The organism is Bradyrhizobium frederickii (assembly GCF_004570865.1).
GTDB classification, from domain to species: Bacteria; Pseudomonadota; Alphaproteobacteria; order Rhizobiales; family Xanthobacteraceae; genus Bradyrhizobium; species Bradyrhizobium frederickii.
In genome coordinates, this window is record NZ_SPQS01000009.1 from 283,704 (window position 1) to 305,831 (window position 22,128).

The 22,128-nt window shown below is 66.6% G+C and carries 21 protein-coding genes, 1 tRNA gene and 1 pseudogene; 7 read left to right on the forward strand and 16 right to left on the reverse strand.

Features of this window, described 5'->3' with window-relative positions:
• Positions 1-187: 187 nt before the first annotated feature.
• A complete protein-coding gene (locus tag E4K64_RS18155; RefSeq protein WP_135164728.1) occupies positions 188-532 on the forward strand; it encodes a DUF952 domain-containing protein in 345 nt (114 codons plus the stop codon).
• Positions 529-1,626, forward strand: coding sequence for a quinone-dependent dihydroorotate dehydrogenase (locus tag E4K64_RS18160; protein WP_135164729.1), 1,098 nt, complete (start codon positions 529-531; stop codon positions 1,624-1,626). The genes E4K64_RS18155 and E4K64_RS18160 overlap by 4 nt, the downstream gene beginning before the upstream one ends.
• 93 nt (positions 1,627-1,719) lie before the next feature.
• On the opposite strand, the pseudogene E4K64_RS18165 reads toward E4K64_RS18160, so the two are convergent.
• From E4K64_RS18165 to E4K64_RS18185, 5 genes and pseudogenes are all read right to left on the reverse strand, one after another.
• Positions 1,720-3,098 (reverse strand): annotated as a pseudogene (locus tag E4K64_RS18165) (MATE family efflux transporter).
• Positions 3,099-3,100: 2 nt separating this feature from the next.
• On the reverse strand, positions 3,101-3,835 hold the full coding sequence (locus tag E4K64_RS18170) for an MBL fold metallo-hydrolase (protein WP_135164730.1): 735 nt from the start codon (positions 3,833-3,835) through the stop codon (positions 3,101-3,103).
• A 19-nt stretch (positions 3,836-3,854) separates the two neighbouring features.
• Positions 3,855-4,160, reverse strand: coding sequence for a DUF6460 domain-containing protein (locus E4K64_RS18175; protein ID WP_135164731.1), 306 nt, complete (start codon positions 4,158-4,160; stop codon positions 3,855-3,857).
• A 263-nt stretch (positions 4,161-4,423) separates the two neighbouring features.
• Entirely contained in the window at positions 4,424-6,301 is a 1,878-nt protein-coding gene (locus tag E4K64_RS18180; RefSeq protein WP_135164732.1) for an ATP-dependent DNA ligase, read from the reverse strand.
• Positions 6,298-7,335: a ligase-associated DNA damage response exonuclease gene (locus E4K64_RS18185; RefSeq protein WP_135164773.1), complete on the reverse strand. Its 1,038-nt coding sequence runs from the start codon at positions 7,333-7,335 to the stop codon at positions 6,298-6,300. Before E4K64_RS18185 ends, E4K64_RS18180 begins: the two co-directional genes overlap by 4 nt.
• Positions 7,336-7,398: 63 nt before the next feature.
• Here E4K64_RS18185 and E4K64_RS18190 point away from each other — a divergent pair, with 63 nt between their 5' ends.
• Positions 7,399-8,325: a class I SAM-dependent DNA methyltransferase gene (locus E4K64_RS18190; protein WP_135164733.1), complete on the forward strand. Its 927-nt coding sequence runs from the start codon at positions 7,399-7,401 to the stop codon at positions 8,323-8,325.
• A gap of 116 nt (positions 8,326-8,441) precedes the next feature.
• On the forward strand, positions 8,442-9,671 hold the full coding sequence (locus E4K64_RS18195; RefSeq protein WP_167772089.1) for an ABC transporter substrate-binding protein: 1,230 nt from the start codon (positions 8,442-8,444) through the stop codon (positions 9,669-9,671).
• A gap of 226 nt (positions 9,672-9,897) precedes the next feature.
• Here the strand turns inward: E4K64_RS18195 and E4K64_RS18200 are convergent, their stop codons facing one another.
• From E4K64_RS18200 to E4K64_RS18250, 11 genes are all read right to left on the reverse strand, one after another.
• Positions 9,898-10,749: an amidohydrolase family protein gene (locus E4K64_RS18200; protein ID WP_135164735.1), complete on the reverse strand. Its 852-nt coding sequence runs from the start codon at positions 10,747-10,749 to the stop codon at positions 9,898-9,900.
• A gap of 3 nt (positions 10,750-10,752) precedes the next feature.
• Entirely contained in the window at positions 10,753-11,730 is a 978-nt protein-coding gene (locus tag E4K64_RS18205; protein ID WP_135164774.1) for an aldo/keto reductase, read from the reverse strand.
• 102 nt (positions 11,731-11,832) lie between these two features.
• Complete coding sequence (locus E4K64_RS18210; RefSeq protein WP_167772090.1) at positions 11,833-12,765, reverse strand: sugar-binding protein; 933 nt, start codon at positions 12,763-12,765, stop codon at positions 11,833-11,835.
• Positions 12,766-12,861: 96 nt separating this feature from the next.
• Complete coding sequence (locus tag E4K64_RS18215) at positions 12,862-13,944, reverse strand: ABC transporter permease (RefSeq protein WP_167772091.1); 1,083 nt, start codon at positions 13,942-13,944, stop codon at positions 12,862-12,864.
• Positions 13,944-14,702, reverse strand: a complete 759-nt coding sequence (locus E4K64_RS18220; protein WP_135164738.1) for an ATP-binding cassette domain-containing protein — start codon at positions 14,700-14,702, stop codon at positions 13,944-13,946. The genes E4K64_RS18215 and E4K64_RS18220 overlap by 1 nt, the downstream gene beginning before the upstream one ends.
• A gap of 16 nt (positions 14,703-14,718) precedes the next feature.
• Complete coding sequence (gene xylA, locus E4K64_RS18225; protein WP_135164739.1) at positions 14,719-16,041, reverse strand: xylose isomerase; 1,323 nt, start codon at positions 16,039-16,041, stop codon at positions 14,719-14,721.
• Position 16,042: 1 nt separating this feature from the next.
• Complete coding sequence (xylB, locus tag E4K64_RS18230; RefSeq protein WP_135164775.1) at positions 16,043-17,497, reverse strand: xylulokinase; 1,455 nt, start codon at positions 17,495-17,497, stop codon at positions 16,043-16,045.
• A gap of 70 nt (positions 17,498-17,567) precedes the next feature.
• Complete coding sequence (locus E4K64_RS18235) at positions 17,568-18,608, reverse strand: LacI family DNA-binding transcriptional regulator (RefSeq protein WP_135164740.1); 1,041 nt, start codon at positions 18,606-18,608, stop codon at positions 17,568-17,570.
• Positions 18,609-18,705: 97 nt separating this feature from the next.
• Positions 18,706-19,170, reverse strand: coding sequence for a GNAT family N-acetyltransferase (locus E4K64_RS18240; RefSeq protein WP_167772102.1), 465 nt, complete (start codon positions 19,168-19,170; stop codon positions 18,706-18,708).
• A 48-nt stretch (positions 19,171-19,218) separates the two neighbouring features.
• The gene (locus E4K64_RS18245; protein WP_135164741.1) at positions 19,219-19,800 is read right to left on the reverse strand and encodes a helix-turn-helix domain-containing protein; all 582 of its coding nucleotides are present in this window, start codon (positions 19,798-19,800) and stop codon (positions 19,219-19,221) included.
• Positions 19,801-19,968: 168 nt separating this feature from the next.
• Positions 19,969-20,042, reverse strand: a tRNA-Gly gene (locus tag E4K64_RS18250).
• Between the two features lie 171 nt (positions 20,043-20,213).
• On the opposite strand from E4K64_RS18250, the gene E4K64_RS18255 reads away from it, so the two are divergent.
• Genes E4K64_RS18255 through E4K64_RS18265 form a run of 3 tightly spaced genes read left to right on the forward strand, consistent with a single transcriptional unit; the run spans position 20,214 to position 22,058 of the window.
• Complete coding sequence (locus tag E4K64_RS18255) at positions 20,214-20,792, forward strand: methylated-DNA--[protein]-cysteine S-methyltransferase (protein WP_135164742.1); 579 nt, start codon at positions 20,214-20,216, stop codon at positions 20,790-20,792.
• A gap of 10 nt (positions 20,793-20,802) precedes the next feature.
• The gene (locus tag E4K64_RS18260) at positions 20,803-21,642 is read left to right on the forward strand and encodes a helix-turn-helix transcriptional regulator (RefSeq protein ID WP_135164743.1); all 840 of its coding nucleotides are present in this window, start codon (positions 20,803-20,805) and stop codon (positions 21,640-21,642) included.
• Between the two features lie 56 nt (positions 21,643-21,698).
• Entirely contained in the window at positions 21,699-22,058 is a 360-nt protein-coding gene (locus E4K64_RS18265) for a VOC family protein (RefSeq protein ID WP_167772092.1), read from the forward strand.
• Positions 22,059-22,128: the final 70 nt, after the last annotated feature.

The following is a 22,128-nucleotide window of genomic DNA, read 5'->3' on the forward strand; positions in this document are numbered from 1 at the left end:
TGGTTCGCGTCAACAACGCGTCAAAAACAACATTCCAGAGCCTTTCCGTTCCGATTTCATCGGACCGGAAAGTCTTGAGGTCTTGAGTTCGGCAGGGGCGGCCTTTACGGTCGCGCCGGGGTTTTTGCGGACCCCACGAGACGAAAAAACCCAAAAGACTCAAAGAGCAAACAGGACTGCGCAAGCGGTGGTCAAGATCTACAAAATCTGTCCGGCCTCGGCCTGGCGTGAGGCGGAACGGCAGGGTGTCTACCGGGGCAGCGCAGATGATGCGCGCGACGGCTTCATCCATTTCTCGACCGCCGAACAGGTTCCCGAAACCCTGCGCAAGCACTATTTCGGGCAGCGCGCGCTGTTCCTGGTGGAGGTCGATGGCGACGCGCTCGGCAGCGAGCTGCGCTGGGAGCGCTCGCGCAATGAGGAGCTGTTTCCGCATCTCTATGGCGAGCTCGATCTCGGCGCCGTGATCGCGGTGATGAACCTCAACACCCGCTCCGACGGCGGCCACGACGTTCCGGAGCTTGCCCCGTGATCCGCGCCTTCGACGCCTTTTCCCTGCCGGTGCTGCGCTGGCTCGATCCGGAAGACGCGCATCGCCTGGCGATCCAGGGCCTGCGCTTCCTGCCGCCGGTCAAGCCGCGCGCCGACGACCCCAAGCTCGCGATGCGCGCCTTCGGGCTCAACTTTCCCAACCCGATCGGCATGGCCGCGGGCTTCGACAAGAGCGCGGAGGTGCCGGACGCTTTGCTGCGGCTCGGCTTCGGCTTCGTCGAGATCGGCTCGGTGACGCCGAAGCCGCAAGCCGGCAATCCGCGGCCGCGGCTGTTCCGGCTCGAACGCGACGAGGCCATCATCAACCGCATGGGTTTCAACAATGACGGCGCGGACGTCGCGTTGCGCCGGCTCGCCGCGCGCGCGCAGCACGGCGGCATCGTCGGCGTCAATGTCGGCGCCAACAAGGATTCAGCCGACCGCGTCGCCGATTACGTCAAGCTGATCGAGACCTTTGCGCCGGTCGCAAGCTACTTCACCGTCAACGTCTCCTCGCCGAACACGCCGGGCCTGCGCAATTTGCAGGAAGGCGCGCTGCTCGACGATCTCCTCGCGCGGGTGATCGACGCGCGCGAGCGTGTCAGGCAGAAGGCCGGCGACACGCCGGTGCTGCTCAAGATCGCGCCGGACTTGAGTCTCGCCCAGCTCGACGACGTCGTGCAGGTCGCGCGCTCGCGCCGGGTCGACGGCATGATCGTGTCGAACACGACGATCGCGCGGCCGAGCACGCTGCGGGAGGAGACGCGCGCCAAGGAGCAAGGCGGCCTGTCGGGCCGGCCGCTGTTCCGCCTGTCGACGCGGATGGTCGCGGAGACCTATGTGCGCGTCGAGGGCGCGTTCCCCTTGATCGGCGTCGGCGGCGTGGACTCCGGCGGCGCCGCATTGACCAAGATCCGCGCCGGCGCGAGCCTGATCCAGCTCTACTCGTCGCTGGTCTACAAGGGCCTCGGCCTGGTCGACGAGATCAAGCGCGACCTCACCTCGACGCTGCTCCGCACCGGGCGGGATTCGCTGTCCGAGATCGTCGGTGCCGATGCGGCGACGCTCACGGCGGAAGACTGGCCGGGGATGTAAGGCGATGCTCTTCGCCTCTCCCCGCTTGCGGGGAGAGGCCGGAATTTGCGAGAGCAAATTCCGGGTGAGGGGGACTCTCCACGAGTCCAACTCTCACTTCCCTTGTCGAGACTCCCCCTCACCCTGACCCTCTCCCCGCAAGCGGGGCGAGGGAGAAGAGAACGTCGCCCGGAACTGCGCCGGATAGCGCGCCGCCTGCAAGCCGCCGCGCGAAGGTAGGAGGCCATCAGCGCCCACCACAGCCCGGCATTGCCGAACGATTGCAGCGCCCACCAGGTGCCGAGGAAGATTGCGAGCGAAACCAGCATCAGATTGCGCATCTCGCGCGCCCAGGTCGCGCCGATATAGATGCCGTCGAACCCGAAGGCGAACACGCCGGGAATCGGCGCGAGCACGACGAAGGGCAGGAATTCGCGCGCGGCCCGGCGAACCTCCTCACTCGCCGTCATGAAATCGATCAAGGCCGGCCCGAACAGCGCGAACAGCGCGGCGACGACGATGGCAAAGCCGAGCCCCCAGAGCAGCACCAGCCGGGTCGAGGCGGCAAAGCCTTTGGCGTCGCGTGCGCCGAGGGTGCGGCCGCAGAGCTGCTGGGCGGCGTTGGCGAGACCGTCGAGGAAGAAGGCGCTGATGAACAGGAAGTTGTTGAGCACGGAATTGGCCGCCAGCGTGACGTCGCCGGCCTGCGCGCCCTTGGCGGTGAAGAACAGAAATACCGCGATCAGAGCACCGGCGCGGATCATGATGTCGGAATTCACCGCCAGCATCCGCAACAGCTTGTCGCGGTCGAGCAGGGTCCTGTACGGCACGCCGAAGCCGCCGTCGGCATAATGGCGGCAAACGAGCACGCCGAGGGCGAAGCCGACCGCTTCCGAGAACAGCGCGGCGCTTGCGGCTCCGGCGATGCCGGTGTCGTAGACCAGCACCAGCAGGATCGTCGCCGCCATGTTGACGAGGTTGATGACGACCTGAAGCAGCAAGGCTGAATTGGCGCGGGCCTGGCCGATCAGCCAGCCGAGGATGACGTAATTGGCCAGCGCGAACGGCGACGACCAGATCCGGATCTTGAAGTAGGTCTGCGCTGCCCGCGTCACACCTTCGCTGCCGCCCATGAGGTCGAATAGCACCGCGGCCAGCGGCAATTGCAGCACGATCAGCGCGGCGCCGATCAGGCCGGCAACGATGAAGCCGCGTGCCAGGATCGCGGTCGGCTCACGCACCTCGCCCGCGCCCAGCGATTGCGCGGTGAAGGCGAGCGTGCTCATGCGCAGGAAGCCGAACAGCCAGAACAGGCAGTCGAAGATGATCGACGCGATCGCGACGCCGCCAAGCAGCGCGGCATCGTCGAGGCGGCCGATCGCCGTGGTCGAGACCACGCCGATCAGCGGCGTGGTCAGGTTGGCGACCATCGCAGGACCTGCGATGGCGAACACGTCTCGCGTGCCAACCCTGGGCTGGACGGGCGCGTGCATGGTCAGAATACGACGACCATGCCGTCCTCGGCCGCCATGTAGGGCAACGTCTCGAGGCGCGACAGCATGTCCTCGCTCATATGGGTGAGGACGAGGCGTTTGGCGCCGATGTTTGGCAGATGCTGTTCCAAGGTCTTCAGGCTGAGATGGTTCTTGACCACCTTCTCGTACATATAGGCCTCGGCAATGAAAAGATCGGCGCCATGCGCCAGCGGAATGAGCGTCTCCGTCCATTCGGTGTCGGCGCTGTAGGCGAGCGTGCGGCCCTCGGCCTCGATGCGGTAGGCGAGGAAGGGACCACCGGATTCGCCGTGCATGACGGGATAGGGCGTCACCGTCACGGCGCCGAAAGTCCGGCTTTGCTCGGGCGCGAGTTCGACGACATCAAGCTCGAAGCGCTGCTTGGTCTTCGAGGAATGCTCGAACAGCGCCTCCATCACCTCGCGCAGCCGCCTCTCGATGCCTTGCGGGCCCGCGATCGTCAGCGGCCGCGTCCGCCGCGAGAACTGCGCATCGAGCAGCAGGAACGGCAGCCCGGCAAAATGGTCGCCGTGGAAATGCGTGATCAGGATCAGATCGATCTCGTCGCACGCGATCTCCAGCCGCTTCAGCGCCGGCAAGGCCGACGCGCCGCAATCGATCAGGAAATTCGTCGCGCGCCCCGAGACGTGGAAGCAGGTGTTGAGCCTGCCGCCGGAGCCGAAGGCGTCGCCGCAGCCGACGAAACGCAGTTGCATCGGCTGCGGGCTCCCAGCCTTACCGGCCGCGCGGCGCGCCGAACACGCGCGACAGCAGCCAGATCGGGATCACGATGACCGCGCCGAGCAGGAAATAGCGCCACAGCCAGTTGATGGTATCGAAGCCAAGATCCCACAGACGCTGGAACAGGAGGCGAATGCTATGGATGATGTTCCAGGGATCGAAGCCGATCGCGGCCAGCACGACCCCGACCAGGATCGAGAGCAGGACCAGACGAAACGCGACCGCCAGCGGCGAGCCGCCGAGAAAACGGTTCAGCCCGTCGCTGCGGCCGGCCGGCAAATCTCTGACGTCTTGGACCATCGCAAACTCCTCAGGCGGATTCGACCCCATTATAGGGCACGGCGAGGCACATGGGGAACCCGCAAGCGAGCGTCAATCGGGTTACGGGAGTTTAATTCGGGCAGGCGCTCCCTCACCTCTCCCGCTTGCGGGAGAGGTCGCGCCGAAGGCGCGGGTGAGGGCTCTCTCCTCTTGGGGATTCCCAATGCGGAGATACCCTCTCCCCAGCCCTCTCCCGCAAGCGGGAGAGGGAGTGCACTGCTGCCGCGGCGAGACTGAACGCCTCACACTTCAATCTCCGCCGCCTCCGCCTTCAGCATCCGCTCCAGTGTCTCCAGCCTGTCCGCCTCCTTCGGCGGCTTGTCCCAGCGCAGGCGGCTGATGCGGGGAAAGCGCATGGCGACGCCGGATTTGTGGCGCGGCGAGCGCTGCAGGCCCTCGAACGCCACCTCCAGCACCAATCCCTTGTCGCCCTCGTGCACGACATGACGCACGGGGCCGAATTTCTCCGTGGTGTTGCGGCGGACGAAGCGGTCGATCTGCAGCAGCTCCTCGTCGGTGAAGCCGAAATAGGCCTTGCCGACCGGCACCAGCTCGTCGCCGCCCTCGCCCGCGGTCCAGACGCCGAAGGTGTAATCGGAATAATAGGACGAGCGCTTGCCGTGACCGCGCTGCGCATACATCAGCACGGCGTCGATGATGTGCGGATCGCGCTTCCACTTCCACCATTGGCCCTTCGGCCGTCCCGGCAGATAGGGCGCATCGCGCCGCTTCAGCATCACGCCTTCGACGGCATCCGCATCCTCGCCCGCGCCGGCGCTCGCTGGATCGGCGCGCGCGGCGGTCAGCGCCTCCCAGCTTGCGAATGGCACGGTCGGCGACAGATCGATGCGGGGATCGTCGAGCTTCTTGATGAAGCTCTCCAAACGCTCGCGCCGCTCCGCGAACGGCAGCTCGCGCAGATCGTTCTCGTCGTCGCCGAGCAGATCGTAGGCCCGAAGGTGGATCGGAAACTCCTTGATCAGCTTGGGCGAGACGACCTTGCGGTTGAGCCGCTGTTGCAAGACGTTGAAGCTCTGCACGCGCCCCTCGCGCAGGATCAGAAGTTCGCCGTCGATCGCACCCGGCAGGCGCAGCGACGGCACGAGGTCCGGAAAGCTGCCGGTGATGTCCTCGCCCGTGCGCGAATAGAGCCGCGCCGTGACATGGCCGCGCTCGTCGCGGCCGGCGACGGCCTGCACGCGGATGCCGTCCCATTTCCATTCGGCGATGTAGTCGGCGGGATCGAGCGCGGCGAAATCCGCGTCCTCGATCGCATGCGCCAGCATCACGGGCCGGAACGGCGCGGGATCGCGATTGACGGGCTTGTCGGCGCGGCCTTCCAGCCAGGCGAACAGGTCGAGATAGGGTGGGATGAGACCCGGCCAGATCAGCTCGACCTCATGCGGATCCTTGTCGCCGAGCGCGGCCGCCGCGGTCTTGGCGAGGCGCGCCGAGATGCCGATACGAAGCGCACCGGTGACGAGCTTCAAGAGCGCCCAGCGTCCGGTCTCGTCGAGCTCGTCAAGCCAGCGCTCGAGCTGCTTCGGCAGCTCGGTCTTTCCGAGCGTGCGCAGCGTGGTGACGACCTCGGTGAGGGTTGGGGGTGGCGGGTTGTTGTGGTTGCTTGGGTGAATGGACTCATTGGGATCTCGCCCGGAGTGCCCCCCTCCCTGACCCTCCCCCGCAAGGGGGGAGGGAACGGTTGGGCTCGTGCGTCCATCACTCGCTAAGCTACTGTCAGTTTTAAATCGCGTCTGCTGCGCCGCGCCCCGCTGCGCTCCCTCCCCCCTTGCGGGGGAGGGCGGGGGAGAGGGGTGGCCCAGCAAAGACTGGTTATCGTAGACGACTCTCTTCGGCCACATCAGCGCCACCGTCTCCGAGAGATCGCCGACGTAATCGTAGCTCAGCCCGAACAGCACCTCATCGGTGCGCGATGCGATGAGGTCGCGGATCAGGGCCGGCTTGGCGTGCTTGAAGCTGAGTGCGCCGGTCAGCGCGGCCAGCGCGTAGCCGCGGTCGGGGTCGCCGACCTCGCGGAAATAGCCGGTGATCAGCCGCAGCTTGTTGTTGCGGCCGGGCTCGTAGGCGAGACGGTCCAGAAGTTCGGCGAAACGGTTCATGCCTCAGCCTCACCTTGAACAGGCGTCTCGCTCTCCTCCTCGTCGCCATAGCCGACGAGATCGAGCGGCTGCGCCTTCAGGCCCTTGCTGCGGCACCAATGCACCAGCGCGTCTTCCTGGCCATGCGTGACCCAGATCTCGCCGGCGCCGGTCGCACCGATCGTGGCGGTGAGGCCGTCCCAATCGGCGTGATCGGAGATCACCAGCGGCAGCTCGACGCCGCGCTGCCGCGCCCGGGCGCGCACGCGCATCCAGCCCGAGGCGAACGCCGTGACCGGATCGGGAAAGCGCCGCGTCCACAGGTCTGACGTCGCCGAGGGCGGCGCCAGCGTGATGGTGCCGGCCAGCGCCGCCTTCTTGACGCCCTTCACCGGCCTGAGTTCGCCGAGCTCGATGCCGCGGCTCTGGTAGTAATGCGTGATCGTCTCCATGGCGCCATGCAGGTAGATCGGGGCGTCGTAGCCGGCCTGCCGCAGCAGCTTGATCACGCGCTGCGCCTTGCCGAGCGAATAGGCGCCGACCAGATGCGCGCGCTCCGGAAACAGCGCGACCGAGGCGAGCAGCTTCCTGACCTCGTCGGCGGCATCGCCATGCCGGAACACCGGCAGGCCAAAGGTCGCCTCGGTGATGAAGACGTCGCAGGGCACCAGCTCGAACGGCGTGCAGGTCGGATCAGATGCGTCCTTGTAGTCGCCGGAGGCGACGATGCAGGTCTCCTTGCAGGTGACCGCGATCTGCGCCGAACCCAACACATGGCCGGCCGGGTGAAACTTCACGCGGACGTCGCCGAGCCGGATCTCCTCGCCATAGCGGATGGCTTGGGTCGATCCAGCAAAATTCTCGCCATAGCGCAGCCGCATCATATCCAGCGTTTCCTGCGTCGCCAGCACCGCGCCATGGCCGGCGCGGGCATGGTCGGAATGGCCGTGGGTGATGACGGCCCGCTCGACCGGGCGGACGGGGTCGATATGGAAGCCGCCGGGCTTGCAGCACAGGCCGGCAGCAGCTGGCAACAGGATGTCTTGAGGTCGCATGCCTGCTATATAGGCCGCGTTGCCGTCGCTTCGAGTCATTCCGCCCTGCGCTTCCTGGTTCCCATGCCCCTCCGTCTGTTCCTGACCTCCGGCGATCTCATGGCCGACCGCCGCTTCGAATTCGCGCGCGACCTCCAGCTCAAGGGCGATCTGCCCGCGGCCGCCGACCTGCTGGAGCAGGCGATCGAGCTGGCGCCTGACTTCACCTCGGCCTGGTTCACGCTCGGCGAGATCCGGCAGCAGCTCGGTGAGCGCGACAAGGCCATCGCGGCGTTTCGAGAAGCGCGGAGGTCCGACCCCGGCGACCAGCATGGCGCCGGCCTGCACCTGATGCGGCTCGGCGACGCCGAGATGGCGGAGATGCCGAAGGCCTATGTGCAGGCGCTGTTCGACCAGTACGCCCCGCGCTTCGAGCACACGCTGATCAACGATCTCGGCTACCGCGCGCCCAGCCTGATCTTCAAGGCCGTGCTGGCCGCACGCGTCGCTGCGAAGAAGCCGGCCTACTTCAAGCGCACCATCGATCTCGGCTGCGGCACCGGCCTTGCGGCCGCCGCCTTCGCCAAACAGGTCGATCATTTCATCGGCATCGACCTGTCGCCCGGCATGATCAAGCAGGCGCGCGCCACCAACCTCTACGCCGAGCTCGAAGTCGCCGACATGATCGAGGGCCTGCGTACGAAGAGTGACGCGAGCGCGAACCTGATCGTCGCCGCGGATGCGTTCGTCTATCTCGCCGATCTCGCGCCGGTCCTCGACGAAGCGAGGCGCGTGCTCGTATCGGGCGGCGTGCTCGCCTTCACGCTGGAGACGCACGACGAAAGCGGCATCGTGCTCGGCGACGGCCTGCGTTATGCCCATTCGGCGGAATATGTCCGCGGCGCAATCGCCAAAACGGGCCTGAAGCTGCTGACGCTGGAGCCGGCCTCGCCGCGCAACGAGAACAACGAGCCGGTGCGCGGTCTCGTCGTCGTCGCCGAGAAAACTTGAGTCTAGGCGCTAGTCGCCTGGCGATTTAAGCGTCATTGCGTCGCAAAGCCGTGACTTCCCACTTGCGAGCCGTGCTGCGTTCCCAGCACAATGCGCGCACCAGGGAGAAACAAATAATGACGAAGAATCCATCGCGGCGCGATTTCAGCACAGCCGCGCTCGCCACCATCGCCGCATCCACCTTGCCCGCGCCCTACGTGTGGGCCGCCGAGAAGAAATACGATGCCGGTGCCAGCGACACCGAGATCAAGATCGGACAGACCGTGCCGCATTCCGGCCCCGGCTCGCTCTACGGCGTATTGGGGCGCGTCGGCGAAGCCTATTTCCAGATGCTGAACGAGAAGGGCGGCATCAACGGGCGCAAGATCAAGTTTCTCACCATGGACGACGCCTACAGCGCGCCGAAATGCGTCGAGGCGACGCGGCGCCTGGTCGAGCAGGAGGAGGTGCTCGCGCTCTACGGCTCGCTCGGCACCGCGCCGCAGACTGCCGTGCACAAATACCTGAACTCCAAGGGCGTGCCGCAGCTGCTGCTCAATACCGGCGCGTCGAAGTGGAACAATCCGAAAGAGTTCAAATGGACGATGGCGGGCCTGCCGCTGTATCCGACCGAGGCGCGCATCCTGGCGCGGCATGTCGTTGCCGTGAAGCCGAACGCCAGGATCGGCATCCTCTACCAGAACGACGATTTCGGCCGTGACTTCCTCGGTCCCTTCAAGAAGGTGCTGGCGGATGCCGGCGGCACCGCGCAGGTGATCATGGAGCAGACCTATGATCTCACCGAGCCGACCGTCGATTCCCAGCTCATCAACCTCTCGAAGTCCGGCGCGGACGTCTTCTACAACATCTCCACCGGCAAGGCCTCGTCGCAGTCGATCCGCAAGGTCGCCGAGCTCGGCTGGAAGCCGCTGCAATTGCTGTCGGCGGGCTCGACCGGCCGCTCGATCCTGAGCGCGGCGGGCCTCGAGAACGCCACCGGCATCGTCGCCATCCGCTACAACAAGGAGGTCGGCCTGCCGAAATGGGAGAAAGACCCCGACGTGATAGCGTTCGAGGAATTGCGCAAGAAATACACGCCGGCGATCGACCCCGACAACACCATCGCCTTTGCAGGCTACGGCCAGGCCGTCACGATGGGCGAGATCCTGCGCCGCTGCGGCGACGATCTCACCCGCGCCAACGTGCTGAAGCAGGCCTCGAACCTCAAGGGCTTCCACTCGCCCTACTTCCTCGACGGCGTCACCTACAGCTACACGCCCGAGGACTACACGCCGATGAAGACGCTGTTCATCTCCACCTTCACCGGCAAGGACTGGGACATCTCCGACAAGCCGATGTCGGAATAAGCGAGGGCGCGGATCTACTGCTCCTCCCGTTCGCTCGCTGCAGGGTGATCGCATTTGAGCCAGGTTGCCCTGCGGCCATCGTTCGAGACGCCCGCTTTAGGCGGGCTCCTCAGGATGAGGAACGGAGTGCGCGTCGGTCGCTTCAACAGGCGGCAATGCCGCTTAGCCTCATCCTGAGGAGCGCGCCCTTGCGCGCGTCTCGAAGGACGAGGCGCGCGCTCAGGCGCTAAGCTGCGACCGCCAGCCGATATGCCCGCGCTGCATTGACACCAAAAGCCTTGTCCCTCACCTGCGGGCCAAGCTTCGCCAGACAGATCTCCAGCGCGCTCTTGATCTCGCCGTAGCTTCCCGCAAGCAGGCACACCGGCCAGTCCGAGCCGAAGATCAGCCTGTCCTCGCCGAAACAGCTTGCGGCATGCGCGACGAACGGAAACAGGCGCTCCGCATCCCAGTCGTTCCAGACTGCTTCGGTCGCGAGGCCCGAGATCTTGCACCAGACATTGCCGCAGGTCCCAAGCGCCTTGATGCGATGGGACCATTCGGCGCTGCCGCCGTCGGCGATCGGCGGCTTGGCCGCGTGGTCGAGCACGAAGCGCGCTTGCGGAAAGGCCTGCGCGGTTACGATCGCGGCGGGCAGCTCGCGGGTGCGGACGAGAAAATCGTAGGCAAGCTCATGCGCGAACAATGCCGTGAGCCCGCGCTGGACGTCCTCGCGCAGCAGCCAATCGGGATCGGCTTCGTCGTGCACCTGGTGGCGAATGCCGACGAGCTTGTCTCCGCCCGGCAAGCCGCGCAGCCGGTCGAGCGTGTCGCCGAGCGCGCCGTCGGTCAGGTCGGCCCAGCCGACGACGCCGATCACCGACGGCGTCGCATGCGCGATGCGCAGGAATTCCTCGGTCTCCTCGAGCGAGGAGCGGCATTGCACCACGATGCTGGCATCGATGCCGTTCGCCTTCAGCAGCGGCGCGAGATCGGCGGGACCGAAAGCGCGGCGGATCGGCGCGAGCTCGTCCGCCGCCATCCAGGGATAGTCGGCGCGCGCCGGATCCCAAAAATGCTGGTGGGCGTCGATGATCATGCCTTACGCTCCGGTCGGCAGCGGCGCGCGTGCATCGACGAGGTTTCGCGCGCGCAGCTCCTGCCAGAACGCGGCCGGCACGGCCTGCTCCGACATCGCGATGTTGTCGGCAACCTCGCCGGCGTTGCGCGCGCCCATCACCGCGACGGTCACCGCCGGATGCGCCATGCAGAACTGGAGCGCGGCGGCCTTCAGCTCGGTGCCGTGCTTGCGGCAAAGCCCGTCGAGCTCCAGCGCCCGTGCCACCAGCGCCGCATCGGCGTCCTGATAATTGAACTTCGCGCTCGTGTGCGGATTGGCCAGGATGCCGCTGTTGTAGATGCCGCCGAGCAGGATGCCGATGTTCTTGGCCGTGCAGACCGGAAACAGCGCATCAAGCGCGCCTTGATCCAGCAGCGTGTAGCGCCCGGCGAGCAGGAAGCAGTCGACCGGCACGGCTTCCGCGAAGCGAACCGGCATCTCCGACTGGTTCATGCCGGCGCCGATCGCCTTGACCGTGCCGTCCTCGCGCAGACGCTGCAACGCGCGGAAGGCCCCGGCGACCGCTTCGTCATAATGATCGTCGGGATCGTGCACCAGCAGGACATCGACGCGATCGAGGCCGAGCCGGCCCAGGCTTTCCTCGACCGAGCGCATCACGCCGTCATAGCTGAAATCGAACACCGGCCGCTCGCGCGGCGTGCCCTTGTAATGCTCGTCCTCGGCGGCCGCGCCTTCGGGCACGCGCAGCAGGCGGCCGACCTTGGTCGAGATGGCGTAGGAGTCGCGCGGCTGTTGCCGCAGGAAGGCCCCGAGCCGCCGTTCGGCGAGGCCAAAGCCGTAGAGCGGCGCGGTATCGAAGAATCGTACCCCGAGCGACCAAGCACGCGCGATCGTCGCCTCCGCATCGGCATCGCTCACAGGACTGAACAATCCGCCGAGCGGGGCAGAACCGAGGCCGATTGAGGTGACGTCGAGCGAGCCGAGCCGCGACCGTTTCATTCCCATTGCCTTGTCTTCATTCCAACCGTCCAAATCATCTCTCCCGCTTGCGGAAACCGCAAGCGGGAGAGGCACAAAGGAGCACGGGGCTGGCAGGCACTCCTACTTCAACATCTGCGCGACGTTGTCCTTGGTGACGAGATCGAGGCCGGTGTAGACGATCTCCGGCACCTTCTCGCCCTTCTTGATGGCGAGCAGCGTATCCATGGCCTTCTCGCCCATCTCGAACGGACGCTGGCCGACCAGCGCATTGGCATAGCCGTCGCGCAGCAGCTCGAGCTGCATCTTCAGCGTATCGGCGACGACAAGGGTGAACTTGCCGGAATCGATATCCTTCTTGTACTTGCTGGCGAAAGCCTTGAAGCCCTCGGGCGCGAACATCGGCCAGCCGCCGATGGGTACGATCGCGGCGAGATCGGGCGTTGCGGTGCGCATGTCCGTCATCTGCTGCACCGCCAGCGCGGGATCGTCGTTACAGAAGGTCGGGGAACCCGCGACCTCGGTCCATTTCGAGCCCTTCAGCGCCTCACGCACGCCGTCGACGCGCTCGGCGAGATTCTTGGCGCCGGGCCCGCCGGAGACCATGGCGTATTTGCCGCCGTCGGGCCGCATCTTCAAGAGTTGCTTGCCGAGCGCGACGCCGAACTCCTTGTTGTTGGTGCCGATATAGGCCAGGCGCTTGGACCCGGGTGCGTCGGCATCGAAGGTGATGACCGGGATGCCGGCGGCGGTCGCCGCCTCGATCGACTTGGTCATGGCCGCGACGTCGGCGACCGAGATGGCAAGACCGTCGACCTTCTGGGTGACGAAGTCCTGGATGATCTGCGCCTGCGTCGCCGGCTCGTGCTCGACGGGCCCCTTGTAGATGCACTCGATATTGCCGAGCTCCTTGGCCCGCTTCAGGCAGCCGTCGCGCGCGAAGTCGAAGAACGGATTGTTCATCGCCTTCGGCACGATGACGAAGCGGTAGTTCGCGGCGAATGCCGGCGTCGCCATCATCGCAACCGCGATGCCGGCAAGAAGAAGTTTCCTCATTGTTTCCTCCACTCTTGTTTGGTGCCCGTCCTTTTCAAATTCGTCCGGGAAGCGGACGGGCGGCGTTTTCGTTGCCTTCCCGAGAACGACGTCAATTCAAGTCATCCGCGAGCGGATGCGGTCGACCAGCACGGCCAGGATGATGATCACGCCGACCAGCGTCTGCTGCCAGTAGGAGGACACCTGCGCCAGCACGAGACCGTTGCGGATCACCTCCAGCAGCACGCAGCCGACGATGGCGCCGAGCGGGCCACCGATGCCGCCGGCAAGGTTGGCGCCGCCGATGACGGCGGCCGCGATCACGTTGAGCTCGTAGGACGTCGCCATGTTGGCCGGCGCCGACCCGAGCCAGCCCGAGATGATGATGCCTTGCAGGCCAGCGGCGAGCGCGCAGATCACATAGACCTCGATCTTCACCCGCACGACCGGGATGCCAGTCAGCTCGGCCGCCTTCTCGTTGCCGCCGAGCGCGAAGACGTGGCGGCCGAACGAGGTGTGGTGCAGCACCACGGCCATCGTCAGCGCGAGGATCATCAGATAGATGAAAGGCACGGGCACGCCGAGCACGTCGCCCGAGGTCGCGGCGTAGAAATAATCGGCATCCGGCCCGCCCGGAAAGCTGCCGCGGCCGTTGGAGACGACATAGCCGAGCCCGCGCACGATCGAGAGCATGCCGAGCGTGGTGACGAAGGGCGACAGGCCGAGCACGGCGATGCAGAAGCCGTTGACGAGCCCGGCGATCAGCGCCACGCCGAGACCGGCAATGACCGAGACCAGCAGGATCAGCCCGGGCACGTTGGCCAGCACGGTCTTGCCGTCGGCCGCCATGTGCACGAACAAGGCGCCTGCGGGCGAGCCGGGCGCCGACAGCTCGGTCATGACCATCGAGGTGATCATGGCGGAGAAGCACATCATCGAACCGACCGAGAGGTCGATGCCGCCGGTGATGATCACGAAGGTGACGCCGAGCGTGGCGATGGCGATGAAGGAGAAATTCTTCGCCACGTTCTGCATGTTGCCTTCGGTGAAGAAATACGGGCTGGCGAAATGCATGATCACCAGCAGCACCGCCAGTGCGAGCAGCACGTAGCCGGTCTGCGAGGCGAAGATGCCGCGCTGCCACCATTTTATCCGGCCCACATTGGTGAAGCTGATCGGGGATTCCATGGGCATAGCCATCACGCCGCCTCCTTCGCGCCAGTGATCAGGGCGGTGACTTCCTCCGGCGAGGTCTCGTGGATCGGCTTGTCGGCCCGCTTCTCGCCGCGGCGCATGACGATGACGCGGTCGCATACTGCGAACACATCGGGCATGCGGTGCGAGATCAGCATCACGGCAACCCCCTGCTCCTTCAGCCGGTGAATCAGGCCCAGCACCTGCTCGACCTGACGCACCGAGATCGCGGCGGTCGGCTCGTCCATCATCACCAGCCGCGCGTTGGAGAGCCGGGTGCGCGCGATCGCAACCGCCTGGCGCTGGCCGCCGGACATCTGCTTGACGAGATCGTCGGGGCGCGTCTCCGAGCGCAGCTCGCCGAACAGCTCCAGGGCGCGCGCCGCCATCGCCTTGTGGTCGAGCAGCGCGACGGGCCCGAATTTGCGCTTCAGCTCGCGGCCGAGGAACACGTTGGCCGCCGCCGTGAGATTGTCCGCCAGCGCGAGGTCCTGATACACGACCTCGATGCCGACCGCGCGGGCATCGACGGGCCGGCTGAAATGGACCGCGCTGCCGCCAAAACGGATCTCGCCATGGCTGGGGCGGAAATTGCCGGCGATGATCTTGACCAGCGTCGACTTGCCCGCGCCGTTGTCGCCCATCAGGCCGACCACCTCCCCCGGCATGACATGCAGGTCGACGTCGTGCAGCGCGCGGATGGCGCCGAATTCCTTGCCGATGCCGGTGAGCTCGAGGACCGGTGTCGTGTCAGCATGTGCCATCAGCGGTCTTTCTCCCTCAGACATGGCGATTGACCAGCGATTCCAGATATTCCTGCCGACCCGAGCGCGGCTGCGGGTCGAAGCCGGGCTGAAGCGCGCGGTCGGCGAGATCGGCAAGCGAACGCTGGCCGGCGAGAATCGCCCGGCCCTCGGGGCTCGACCAGCCCTGGTAGCGCTCGGCAAGCGGTGTGGTGAGCACGCCGGCGTCGACCATGTCGGCGGCGGCGAGGAAGGCCCGCGCGCAGGCATCCATCGAGCCGACATGGGCGTGGATCAGATCGTCGGGGTCGATCGACTGGCGGCGGATCTTGGCGTCGAAATTCAGCCCGCCCGCGGTGAAGCCGCCGCGGTTCAGGATTTCGTGAAACACCAGCGCCAGCTCCGGCACGTTCATCGCGAACTGGTCGGTATCCCAGCCGAGCAGATCGTCGCCGCGGTTGATGTCGAGCGAACCGAACACGCCGAGCGCCTCGGCGAGCGCGACCTCGTGGTGGAAGGAGTGGCCGGCGAGGATCGCGTGGTTCTGCTCGATGTTGAGCTTGACGTCTTTCAGCAGGTCGTAGCGTTCGAGGAAGCCGTAGCAGGTGGCGACGTCGAAATCATATTGATGCTTGGTCGGCTCCTTCGGCTTCGGCTCGATCAGGATCGGGCCCTTGAAGCCGATCTTGTGCTTGTGCTCGACGACGAGCGAGACGAAGCGTCCGAGCTGGTCGAGCTCGCGCTTGAGATCGGTGTTGAGCAGCGTCTCGTAGCCCTCGCGCCCGCCCCACAGCACATAGTTCTGGCCGCCGAGCCGGTGCGTCACCTCCAGCGCGGCGCGGACCTGGCCGGCAGCATAGGTGAAGATCTCGGGGTCGGGATTGGTCGCCGCACCGGCCATGTAGCGGCGATGCGTGAACAGGTTCGCAGTGCCCCAGAGCAGGCGGACCTTGCTCGATGCCATCTTCGCTTCGAACAGATCGGCAATCGCGTTGAGATTGGCGACGGACTCGGCGAGCGAAGCGCCCTCCGGCGCCGCGTCGACGTCGTGGAAGGTGAAGTAGGGCACATCGAGCAGGCGGAACAGCTCGAACGCGACATCGGCCTTGGCCCGCGCCTGCGCCATCGCATCGGTGCCGTGATGCCAGGGCCGCAGGAACGTCTCGCCGCCGAAGGGGTCGCCGCCCGGCCAGCAGAACGAATGCCAATAGCAGACCGCAAAGCGCAAGTGATCCTCGAGCCTGCGGCCGTGGACCATGCGGTCCTTGTCGTACCAGCGGAACGCGGGCGCCGGTCCCGCGTCCTGGCCGGCAAAGGCGACAGGTGCGCTTGCATCGAAGAATTTGGCTGACGCATTCACTTTAGGGAGACTCCTTCAATGCGGGATAAAGCTCGCGCCACCGCCGATAGGCTTCGTCATAGGCGGCAGCGAGGGAAGCGCGGGGCGTGAAGCTCGCGAGCCGCCGCGGGCGGGTGCAGACCGCCACGGGTCTTTCGCCGGTGGCAGCGAGCCTGCCGAGCCGCGCGGCGCCGAGGGCCGCTCCCACCTCGCCCTCTTCGACGCGGTGAACGGGAATGCCGAGCACGTCGGCGCAGATCTGCGCCCATAGCGGCGACCGCGAGCCGCCGCCGACGAGATCGACCTCGGCAATCGGCCCGCTCGCCGCGCTCAGCGCCGCCAGATTGTCGCGCGCGGCAAAGGCGACGCCTTCGAGCACGGCCTGAACGATCTGGCTGCGGCCGGTGGCACCGCGCAGACCGACAAAGGCGCCGCTCGCGGCGGCATCGTTGTGCGGCGTGCGTTCGCCGTCGAGATAGGGCAGGAATCTGACCGGGCTGGGCGCATCGACGCGCTCGCCAAGGGGTGCCAGCAGTGTTGCGGCCGGCACCTCCATCACGCCGGAGAGCCAGGCCAGCGAAGCGGCAGCCGACAGCATCACGCCCATCTGATGCCAGAGGCCGGGCAATGCGTGGCAGAACGCGTGCACGGCCGAGGCCGGCGCCGGCGCGAAGCGATCGGTGACGCGGAACAGAACGCCGGACGTTCCCAGCGACAGGAAGGCATCGCCGGGCGCGATCGCGCCGAGCCCGATCGCGCTCGCGGCGTTGTCGCCGGCGCCGCCCGCGACCACGACGTCCTTCCTCATGCCCCAGCGCTGCGCATAATCCGGCGCGAGCACTGCGCTCGCCGCGCTGCCCTCGACGAGGCGCGGCATGTGGTGGAGGTCGAGCCCTGTGGCGTGCAGCAGCAGGGCCGACCAGCGCCGCTCGCCGACATCGAGCCACAGCGTGCCGGCGGCATCGGACATGTCCTCGACCATCTCGCCGGTGAGGCGATAACGCACATAGGCCTTGGGCAGCAGCACCTTTGCGACGCGCTCGAAAATCTTCGGCTCATGCCGCGCGATCCACAGCAGCTTCGGCGCAGTGAAGCCAGGCATGGCCAGATTGCCGGCGATCGCGTGCAGCGATGGACAGCGCCGCTCCAGCACCGCGCATTCGGCCTGCGAGCGGCCGTCGTTCCAGAGGATCGCCGGGCGCAGCGGCTTGCCGTCCTCGTCGAGCAGCGTCGCGCCATGCATCTGGCCGGACAGGCCGATGCCGGCCACCTGCGCAATCTCGCGCGGATGGCGGCTTGCGAGATCGTCGACCGCGCCTATCGTCGCATCGACCCAGGAATCGGGGTCCTGCTCGGACCACAGCGGCGCCGGATGCGACAGCGCGAGCTCGCGCGCGGCGGTCGCGACGACCGCGCCGGCTTCGTTCACGAGCACCGCTTTCACGCCGGACGTGCCGATGTCCAGTCCGAGATACAAATCGTCCTCCTCTTCCTCATTGCGCTGCGCGATCTTGACGTCGCGCTTTTCGCCACGGCCCACTCGATAGCTAGGGCAGATTGTCCCGCATCACGATGTCGATCCTGATCTTCTCCTGTTCGCGCAAGATCGGCTCGCCGCGGGCGAGCGCAAGCAGCACGCGCACGGCGGCGCGCGCTTCATGTCCGGGGTTCTGCGAGATCGCGGCATCCATCACGCCTTGCAGCAGCAGGCGGCGCGTCAGCACGGTGACGTCATGACCGACGAACACCACCTTGTCGCGGCCGGCATCGCTCAACGCCTTGGCGACACCTTGCGTGCCGGCGCCGACATTATAAAGGCCGACGATGTCGGCATGCCTGGCGAGCAGCCGCGCCAACAGCTGCTCGGAGCGATCGTCCTCGTCGCGCCCTTCCAGCACCGGCAGCACGCCGAGCCTAGGGAATTCCGAGGCCATCACCTGGTTGAAGCCGAAGATGCGTTCGGCATGGTCGCGCAGGCCCTGCGAGCCCGCGACGATCGCGACCTTGCCGGACTTTTGGCCGACCAGTCGTCCGACCAGCGCGCCGGCGGTGCGGCCCGCCGCGATGTTGTCGATGCCGACATAATGGTGGCGGCGCGACGACGGCACGTCCGACACCAGCGTCACCACCTGGGTGCCGGCATCGACCAGGTCGTTGATCGCGGCGCGAACGCTGGGGTGATCCAGCGCCACCACGGCGACGCCGTCGTAATCGCCCGATAGCGCCTCGAGCGAGGCCGCAAGCACGGAGGGGTCGAACACGTCGGTTGCGACCATCTCGACGCCGAGGCGGCGGGCCGAGAGCCAGCCCGACATCTCGCCGAGATAGGCCTCGATCTGCTGCATGAACGGGTTCGGCCCCGACGGCATCACGAAGGCAAAGCGGCGGGCGCGGCCGCGGGCGAGCTCGGCGGCGGCGACGTGGGGCTGGAACGAATTGCGCTCGATCGCCGCCTTGACCCGCCGCACCGTCTCGGGCCGCACGCCCGGCCGGTTGTGCAGGACGCGGTCCACCGTCGCGAGACTGACGCCCGCCTCGCGGGCGATGTCCTTCAGCGTAAGCGCGCTCGCGGTCAGGGTCTCGGCCATGGCTGAAGGCTAGCAGAGGTGTTTTGAGGTACGCAACTCATTTTGAGGACAGGACTGCAGTTTCGAGCTCGGGTTGACCCAAGCGCCGCGCCGGCAGTCAGCCCTGCGTCAGATCCAGCGTCAGAAAAAAGCTATTGGGATCCTCGACATAACCTTCGAACGGGCCGCAAGGGACGAAGCCGTGGGCCTGGTAGAGCGCATGCGCCGGCTTGAAATAATCCCACGAACCGGTCTCGAGGCTCAGCCGCGTCAGGCCGCGCGCGCGGGCCTCCGCGATGATGTGGCGGAGCATCTGGCCGCCGAAGCCGCGCCGCCGCGTGGCCTGAAGCGTGTGCATCGACTTCACCTCGCCGTGGACGGCCGAGAGCGTCTTCAGCGCGCCGGTGGCGACGAGCAGCTCGCCGTCCCAGCCGGTCCAGAACGCGACATCGCTGGCGCGAAGGCCCGCCAGGTCGAGCGCATGCGCGCTGCCCGGCGCGGTCTGCGCCCGCGCGGACGTGACGTGATGATCGAGCAGCGCGACGACGCGCGGATCGAAGGTGTCGCCGGTGCGGATCTGCATCGCCAGCCTCATTTCAAGTTTCGTCCGCGGGCGCCGCGATCATCGACATCACATCTTCCCGTAGGAGGAGCCGCGCCGCGTGATGATGACGTAGCGCGCGTCCTGCTTGGTTTCGTTCTCGAAGGTCACCGCACGCATCACGTCGAAATCCAGACAGTCGCCCTCGCGCAGGCGCACCGTCTTGGCGTCGATGTACACGGCGATCGCGCCCTCCAGCATCAACAATTGCTGGGTGAAGGCGTTGCGGCCCCAGGGGCTGTACGGCACCCGTGCGCCGGCCGGCAGATCGACGACGATGATCTCGATGCCGCTCGCCGCATCCGTCGGCGAGGCGTGCCGCCTTCGATAGCCGCTGTCGGGATCGCGCCAGTGCGGCTGGTCGGCGAGCCTCACCAGCCGCTCCGGCGGCTTCTCGGCAAGCGCGACGACATCGCTGAGCGAGACGTCGAGCGCGGCGCAGAGCCTGCCGAGCAGCGCGGCCGTCGCACTGCTCTGCGCCCGCTCCACCCGCCCGATCATGGCCCGGCTGACGCCGGAGCGGCTTGCGAGCTCGTTCAACGTCATGCCCGCCTGCGTCCGCAGCGTCTTCAAGCGGCGACCGATCGCACGGTCGAGTTTCTGCTGGTCCATCGGCTCTCATCCGAACTATGCCCGGTGCAGGGACCGCATCACCAAGCATGAGGAGCTTACGGCGGTCGCGGCATGCGTGCCGGAAGCCAGAGGCTAACATATTAGAATCTTTGCGCAGGACCTGAGCGGTCCACGGCCTGATCAAATGCAAACGCCATCGGGGAAACTTGGAGCGGGCGAAGGGAATCGAACCCTCGTATGCAGCTTGGGAAGCTGCCGTTCTACCATTGAACTACGCCCGCGGATGCGCTTCGCGCCCGTCCTGATTAGCCGAGACGGCGCCTGCCGCCAAGCGGTTTGGCGCGCCCGGCCGGGCTGTTGTTAACGTCCTGATAAGATTCCAGGTGCGCCGGATTGTGGCAGTGTTATGATCGGATGTCTGGGGCGAAACGTGCACTGAGTGGGGCGTGTGCATGGTGGGGCGCGGCTATTCGATATTCGACACGGCCATAGGCCGCTGCGGCATTATCTGGAGCGGCACCGGCGTCGTCGCCGTGCAATTGCCGGAAGCGCGGGAGATCGACACCCGGCGCCGGATCTTCCAGGTCCATCCCGAGGCGCGCGAACAGCGGCCGTGCGAGAACGCCGAGCTGGCGATCGAGGGCGTCATAGCCCTGCTGCAGGGCGGCGATCCCGATTTTTCCGAGGTCAGCCTGGATGCCGGCGGCGTGTCCGGCTTCAACCGGCGCGTCTATGAGTTCGCCTGCTCGATTCCACGCGGCGAGACGCGCACCTATCACGAGGTCGCCAAGGCACTGGGCGCCTCAGGCGCGGCGCATTCGGTGGCGCAGGCGATCGCAAAAAATCCCTACATGCTGATCGTGCCCTGCCACCGGGTGCTGGAGACCGGCAGTTACACCGACCGGCTCTCGCCCTTTGGCGGGGTGATCTCCAAGCGGCGGCTGTTGGCGCTGGAGGGCGCCCATCCCGTCGCCAGCAAGACGCTGTTCGAGGTGCTGCTGCCCGTTGCTCCGCCGAGGCCGTCCACCTAGATAAGGCGGCATGGACGCGACCACGTTGCTGACGTCACAATCGATCACAGTCTGCGAGTTCCGCTGCGACGCGGGACCGGAGGACACGCCGTTTGCCGAATGCCGCACCGGGCATTCCATCGCCTATGTCCGCTCGGGCAGCTTCGGCTGCCATTGCCGCGCCGGGTTCTTCGAGCTGGTGGCGGGCTCGATGCTGGTCGGCGCGCCCGGCGAGGAATACACCTGCACGCATGAGCATGTCAGCGGCGACGTCTGCCTGGGATTCTTCTTCAGCGAAGACATGGTCGATGCCCTCAATGGGCGGCGCGAGATCTGGCAGGTCGGCGCCACGCCGCCGCTGCCCGAACTGATGGTGCTGGGCGAGCTCGCCCAGACGGCGGCAGATGGCAACAGCGACATCGGCCTCGACGAGGTCGGCCAGATCCTGGCCGGCCGCTTCGTCGACCTGGTCTCGGGCAGGCCGCGCAAGCCGGCCACGCCCAATGCGCGCGACCGCCGCCGCGCCGTCGAGGCCGCGCTGTGGATCGACGACAATTCGCATGACGAGGTCGATCTCGAACAGGCCGCAAAGCAGGCGGGCCTTAGCCCGTTCCACTTCCTGCGGCTGTTCTCGAGCGTGCTCGGCGTCACCCCGCATCAATATCTGGTGCGCTCGCGGCTGCGGCACGCGGCACGGCTGCTCGCCGACGACGACATCGCGATCACCGATGTCGCCTATGACGTCGGCTTCGGCGATCTCTCCAACTTCGTCCGCACCTTCCACCGCGCCGCCGGAGTATCGCCGACCAGGTTCCGCCAGGCCTCGAAGGGGATGCGCAAGATTCTCCAAGAGCAGCTTGCCCTCAACTGACTAGCTTCGTCTCCGGCGCGCGCCAGTTTCGGCGCGCTTTGCAGATGGAGACGAACATGTATGACCACATCGGACTTCGCGTTGCCGACCTCGACGCCGCGACGCGCTTCTACACCGCGGTGCTGGCGCCGCTCGGCTATGTCCTGTGCTCGAGCGGCGACGGCTATGCCGGCTTCGGGCCGAAGGGCGAACCGGCGCTGTGGCTGCACCTCGACAAGGGCCGCAAGGCCGACGGCGCGCACATTGCGTTTCGCGCCGGCAGCCATGACGCGGTCAAGGCGTTCCACAGCGAAGGGCTGAAGAGCGGCGGCCGCGACAATGGCGGCGCCGGACCGCGCAAGGATTACAGCCCGACCTATTACGCCGCGTTCCTGATCGATCCCGACGGCAACAATGTCGAGGCGGTTTGCACATGACGCACACGAGATCTCGTGGGGTGGGCAAAGCGACTTGTGCGCCATAGCTCGAAGAGCGACGGCGGAAGCG

Bases quoted from the DNA above. Each gene is read 5' to 3' on its own strand.
- E4K64_RS18170 (WP_135164730.1), bottom strand. From the start codon at position 3,835: ATGCAACTGCGTTTCGTCGGCTGCGGCGACGCCTTCGGCTCCGGCGGC.
- E4K64_RS18175 (WP_135164731.1), bottom strand. From the start codon at position 4,160: ATGGTCCAAGACGTCAGAGATTTGCCGGCCGGCCGCAGCGACGGGCTG.
- E4K64_RS18180 (WP_135164732.1), bottom strand. From the start codon at position 6,301: ATGAACCGTTTCGCCGAACTTCTGGACCGTCTCGCCTACGAGCCCGGC.
- E4K64_RS18185 (WP_135164773.1), bottom strand. From the start codon at position 7,335: ATGCGACCTCAAGACATCCTGTTGCCAGCTGCTGCCGGCCTGTGCTGC.
- E4K64_RS18190 (WP_135164733.1), top strand. From the start codon at position 7,399: ATGCCCCTCCGTCTGTTCCTGACCTCCGGCGATCTCATGGCCGACCGC.
- E4K64_RS18195 (WP_167772089.1), top strand. From the start codon at position 8,442: ATGACGAAGAATCCATCGCGGCGCGATTTCAGCACAGCCGCGCTCGCC.
- E4K64_RS18200 (WP_135164735.1), bottom strand. From the start codon at position 10,749: ATGATCATCGACGCCCACCAGCATTTTTGGGATCCGGCGCGCGCCGAC.
- E4K64_RS18205 (WP_135164774.1), bottom strand. From the start codon at position 11,730: ATGAAACGGTCGCGGCTCGGCTCGCTCGACGTCACCTCAATCGGCCTC.
- E4K64_RS18210 (WP_167772090.1), bottom strand. From the start codon at position 12,765: ATGAGGAAACTTCTTCTTGCCGGCATCGCGGTTGCGATGATGGCGACG.
- E4K64_RS18215 (WP_167772091.1), bottom strand. From the start codon at position 13,944: ATGGCTATGCCCATGGAATCCCCGATCAGCTTCACCAATGTGGGCCGG.
- E4K64_RS18220 (WP_135164738.1), bottom strand. From the start codon at position 14,702: ATGGCACATGCTGACACGACACCGGTCCTCGAGCTCACCGGCATCGGC.
- E4K64_RS18235 (WP_135164740.1), bottom strand. From the start codon at position 18,608: ATGGCCGAGACCCTGACCGCGAGCGCGCTTACGCTGAAGGACATCGCC.
- E4K64_RS18240 (WP_167772102.1), bottom strand. From the start codon at position 19,170: ATGCAGATCCGCACCGGCGACACCTTCGATCCGCGCGTCGTCGCGCTG.
- E4K64_RS18245 (WP_135164741.1), bottom strand. From the start codon at position 19,800: ATGGACCAGCAGAAACTCGACCGTGCGATCGGTCGCCGCTTGAAGACG.
- E4K64_RS18255 (WP_135164742.1), top strand. From the start codon at position 20,214: ATGGTGGGGCGCGGCTATTCGATATTCGACACGGCCATAGGCCGCTGC.
- E4K64_RS18260 (WP_135164743.1), top strand. From the start codon at position 20,803: ATGGACGCGACCACGTTGCTGACGTCACAATCGATCACAGTCTGCGAG.
- E4K64_RS18265 (WP_167772092.1), top strand. From the start codon at position 21,699: ATGTATGACCACATCGGACTTCGCGTTGCCGACCTCGACGCCGCGACG.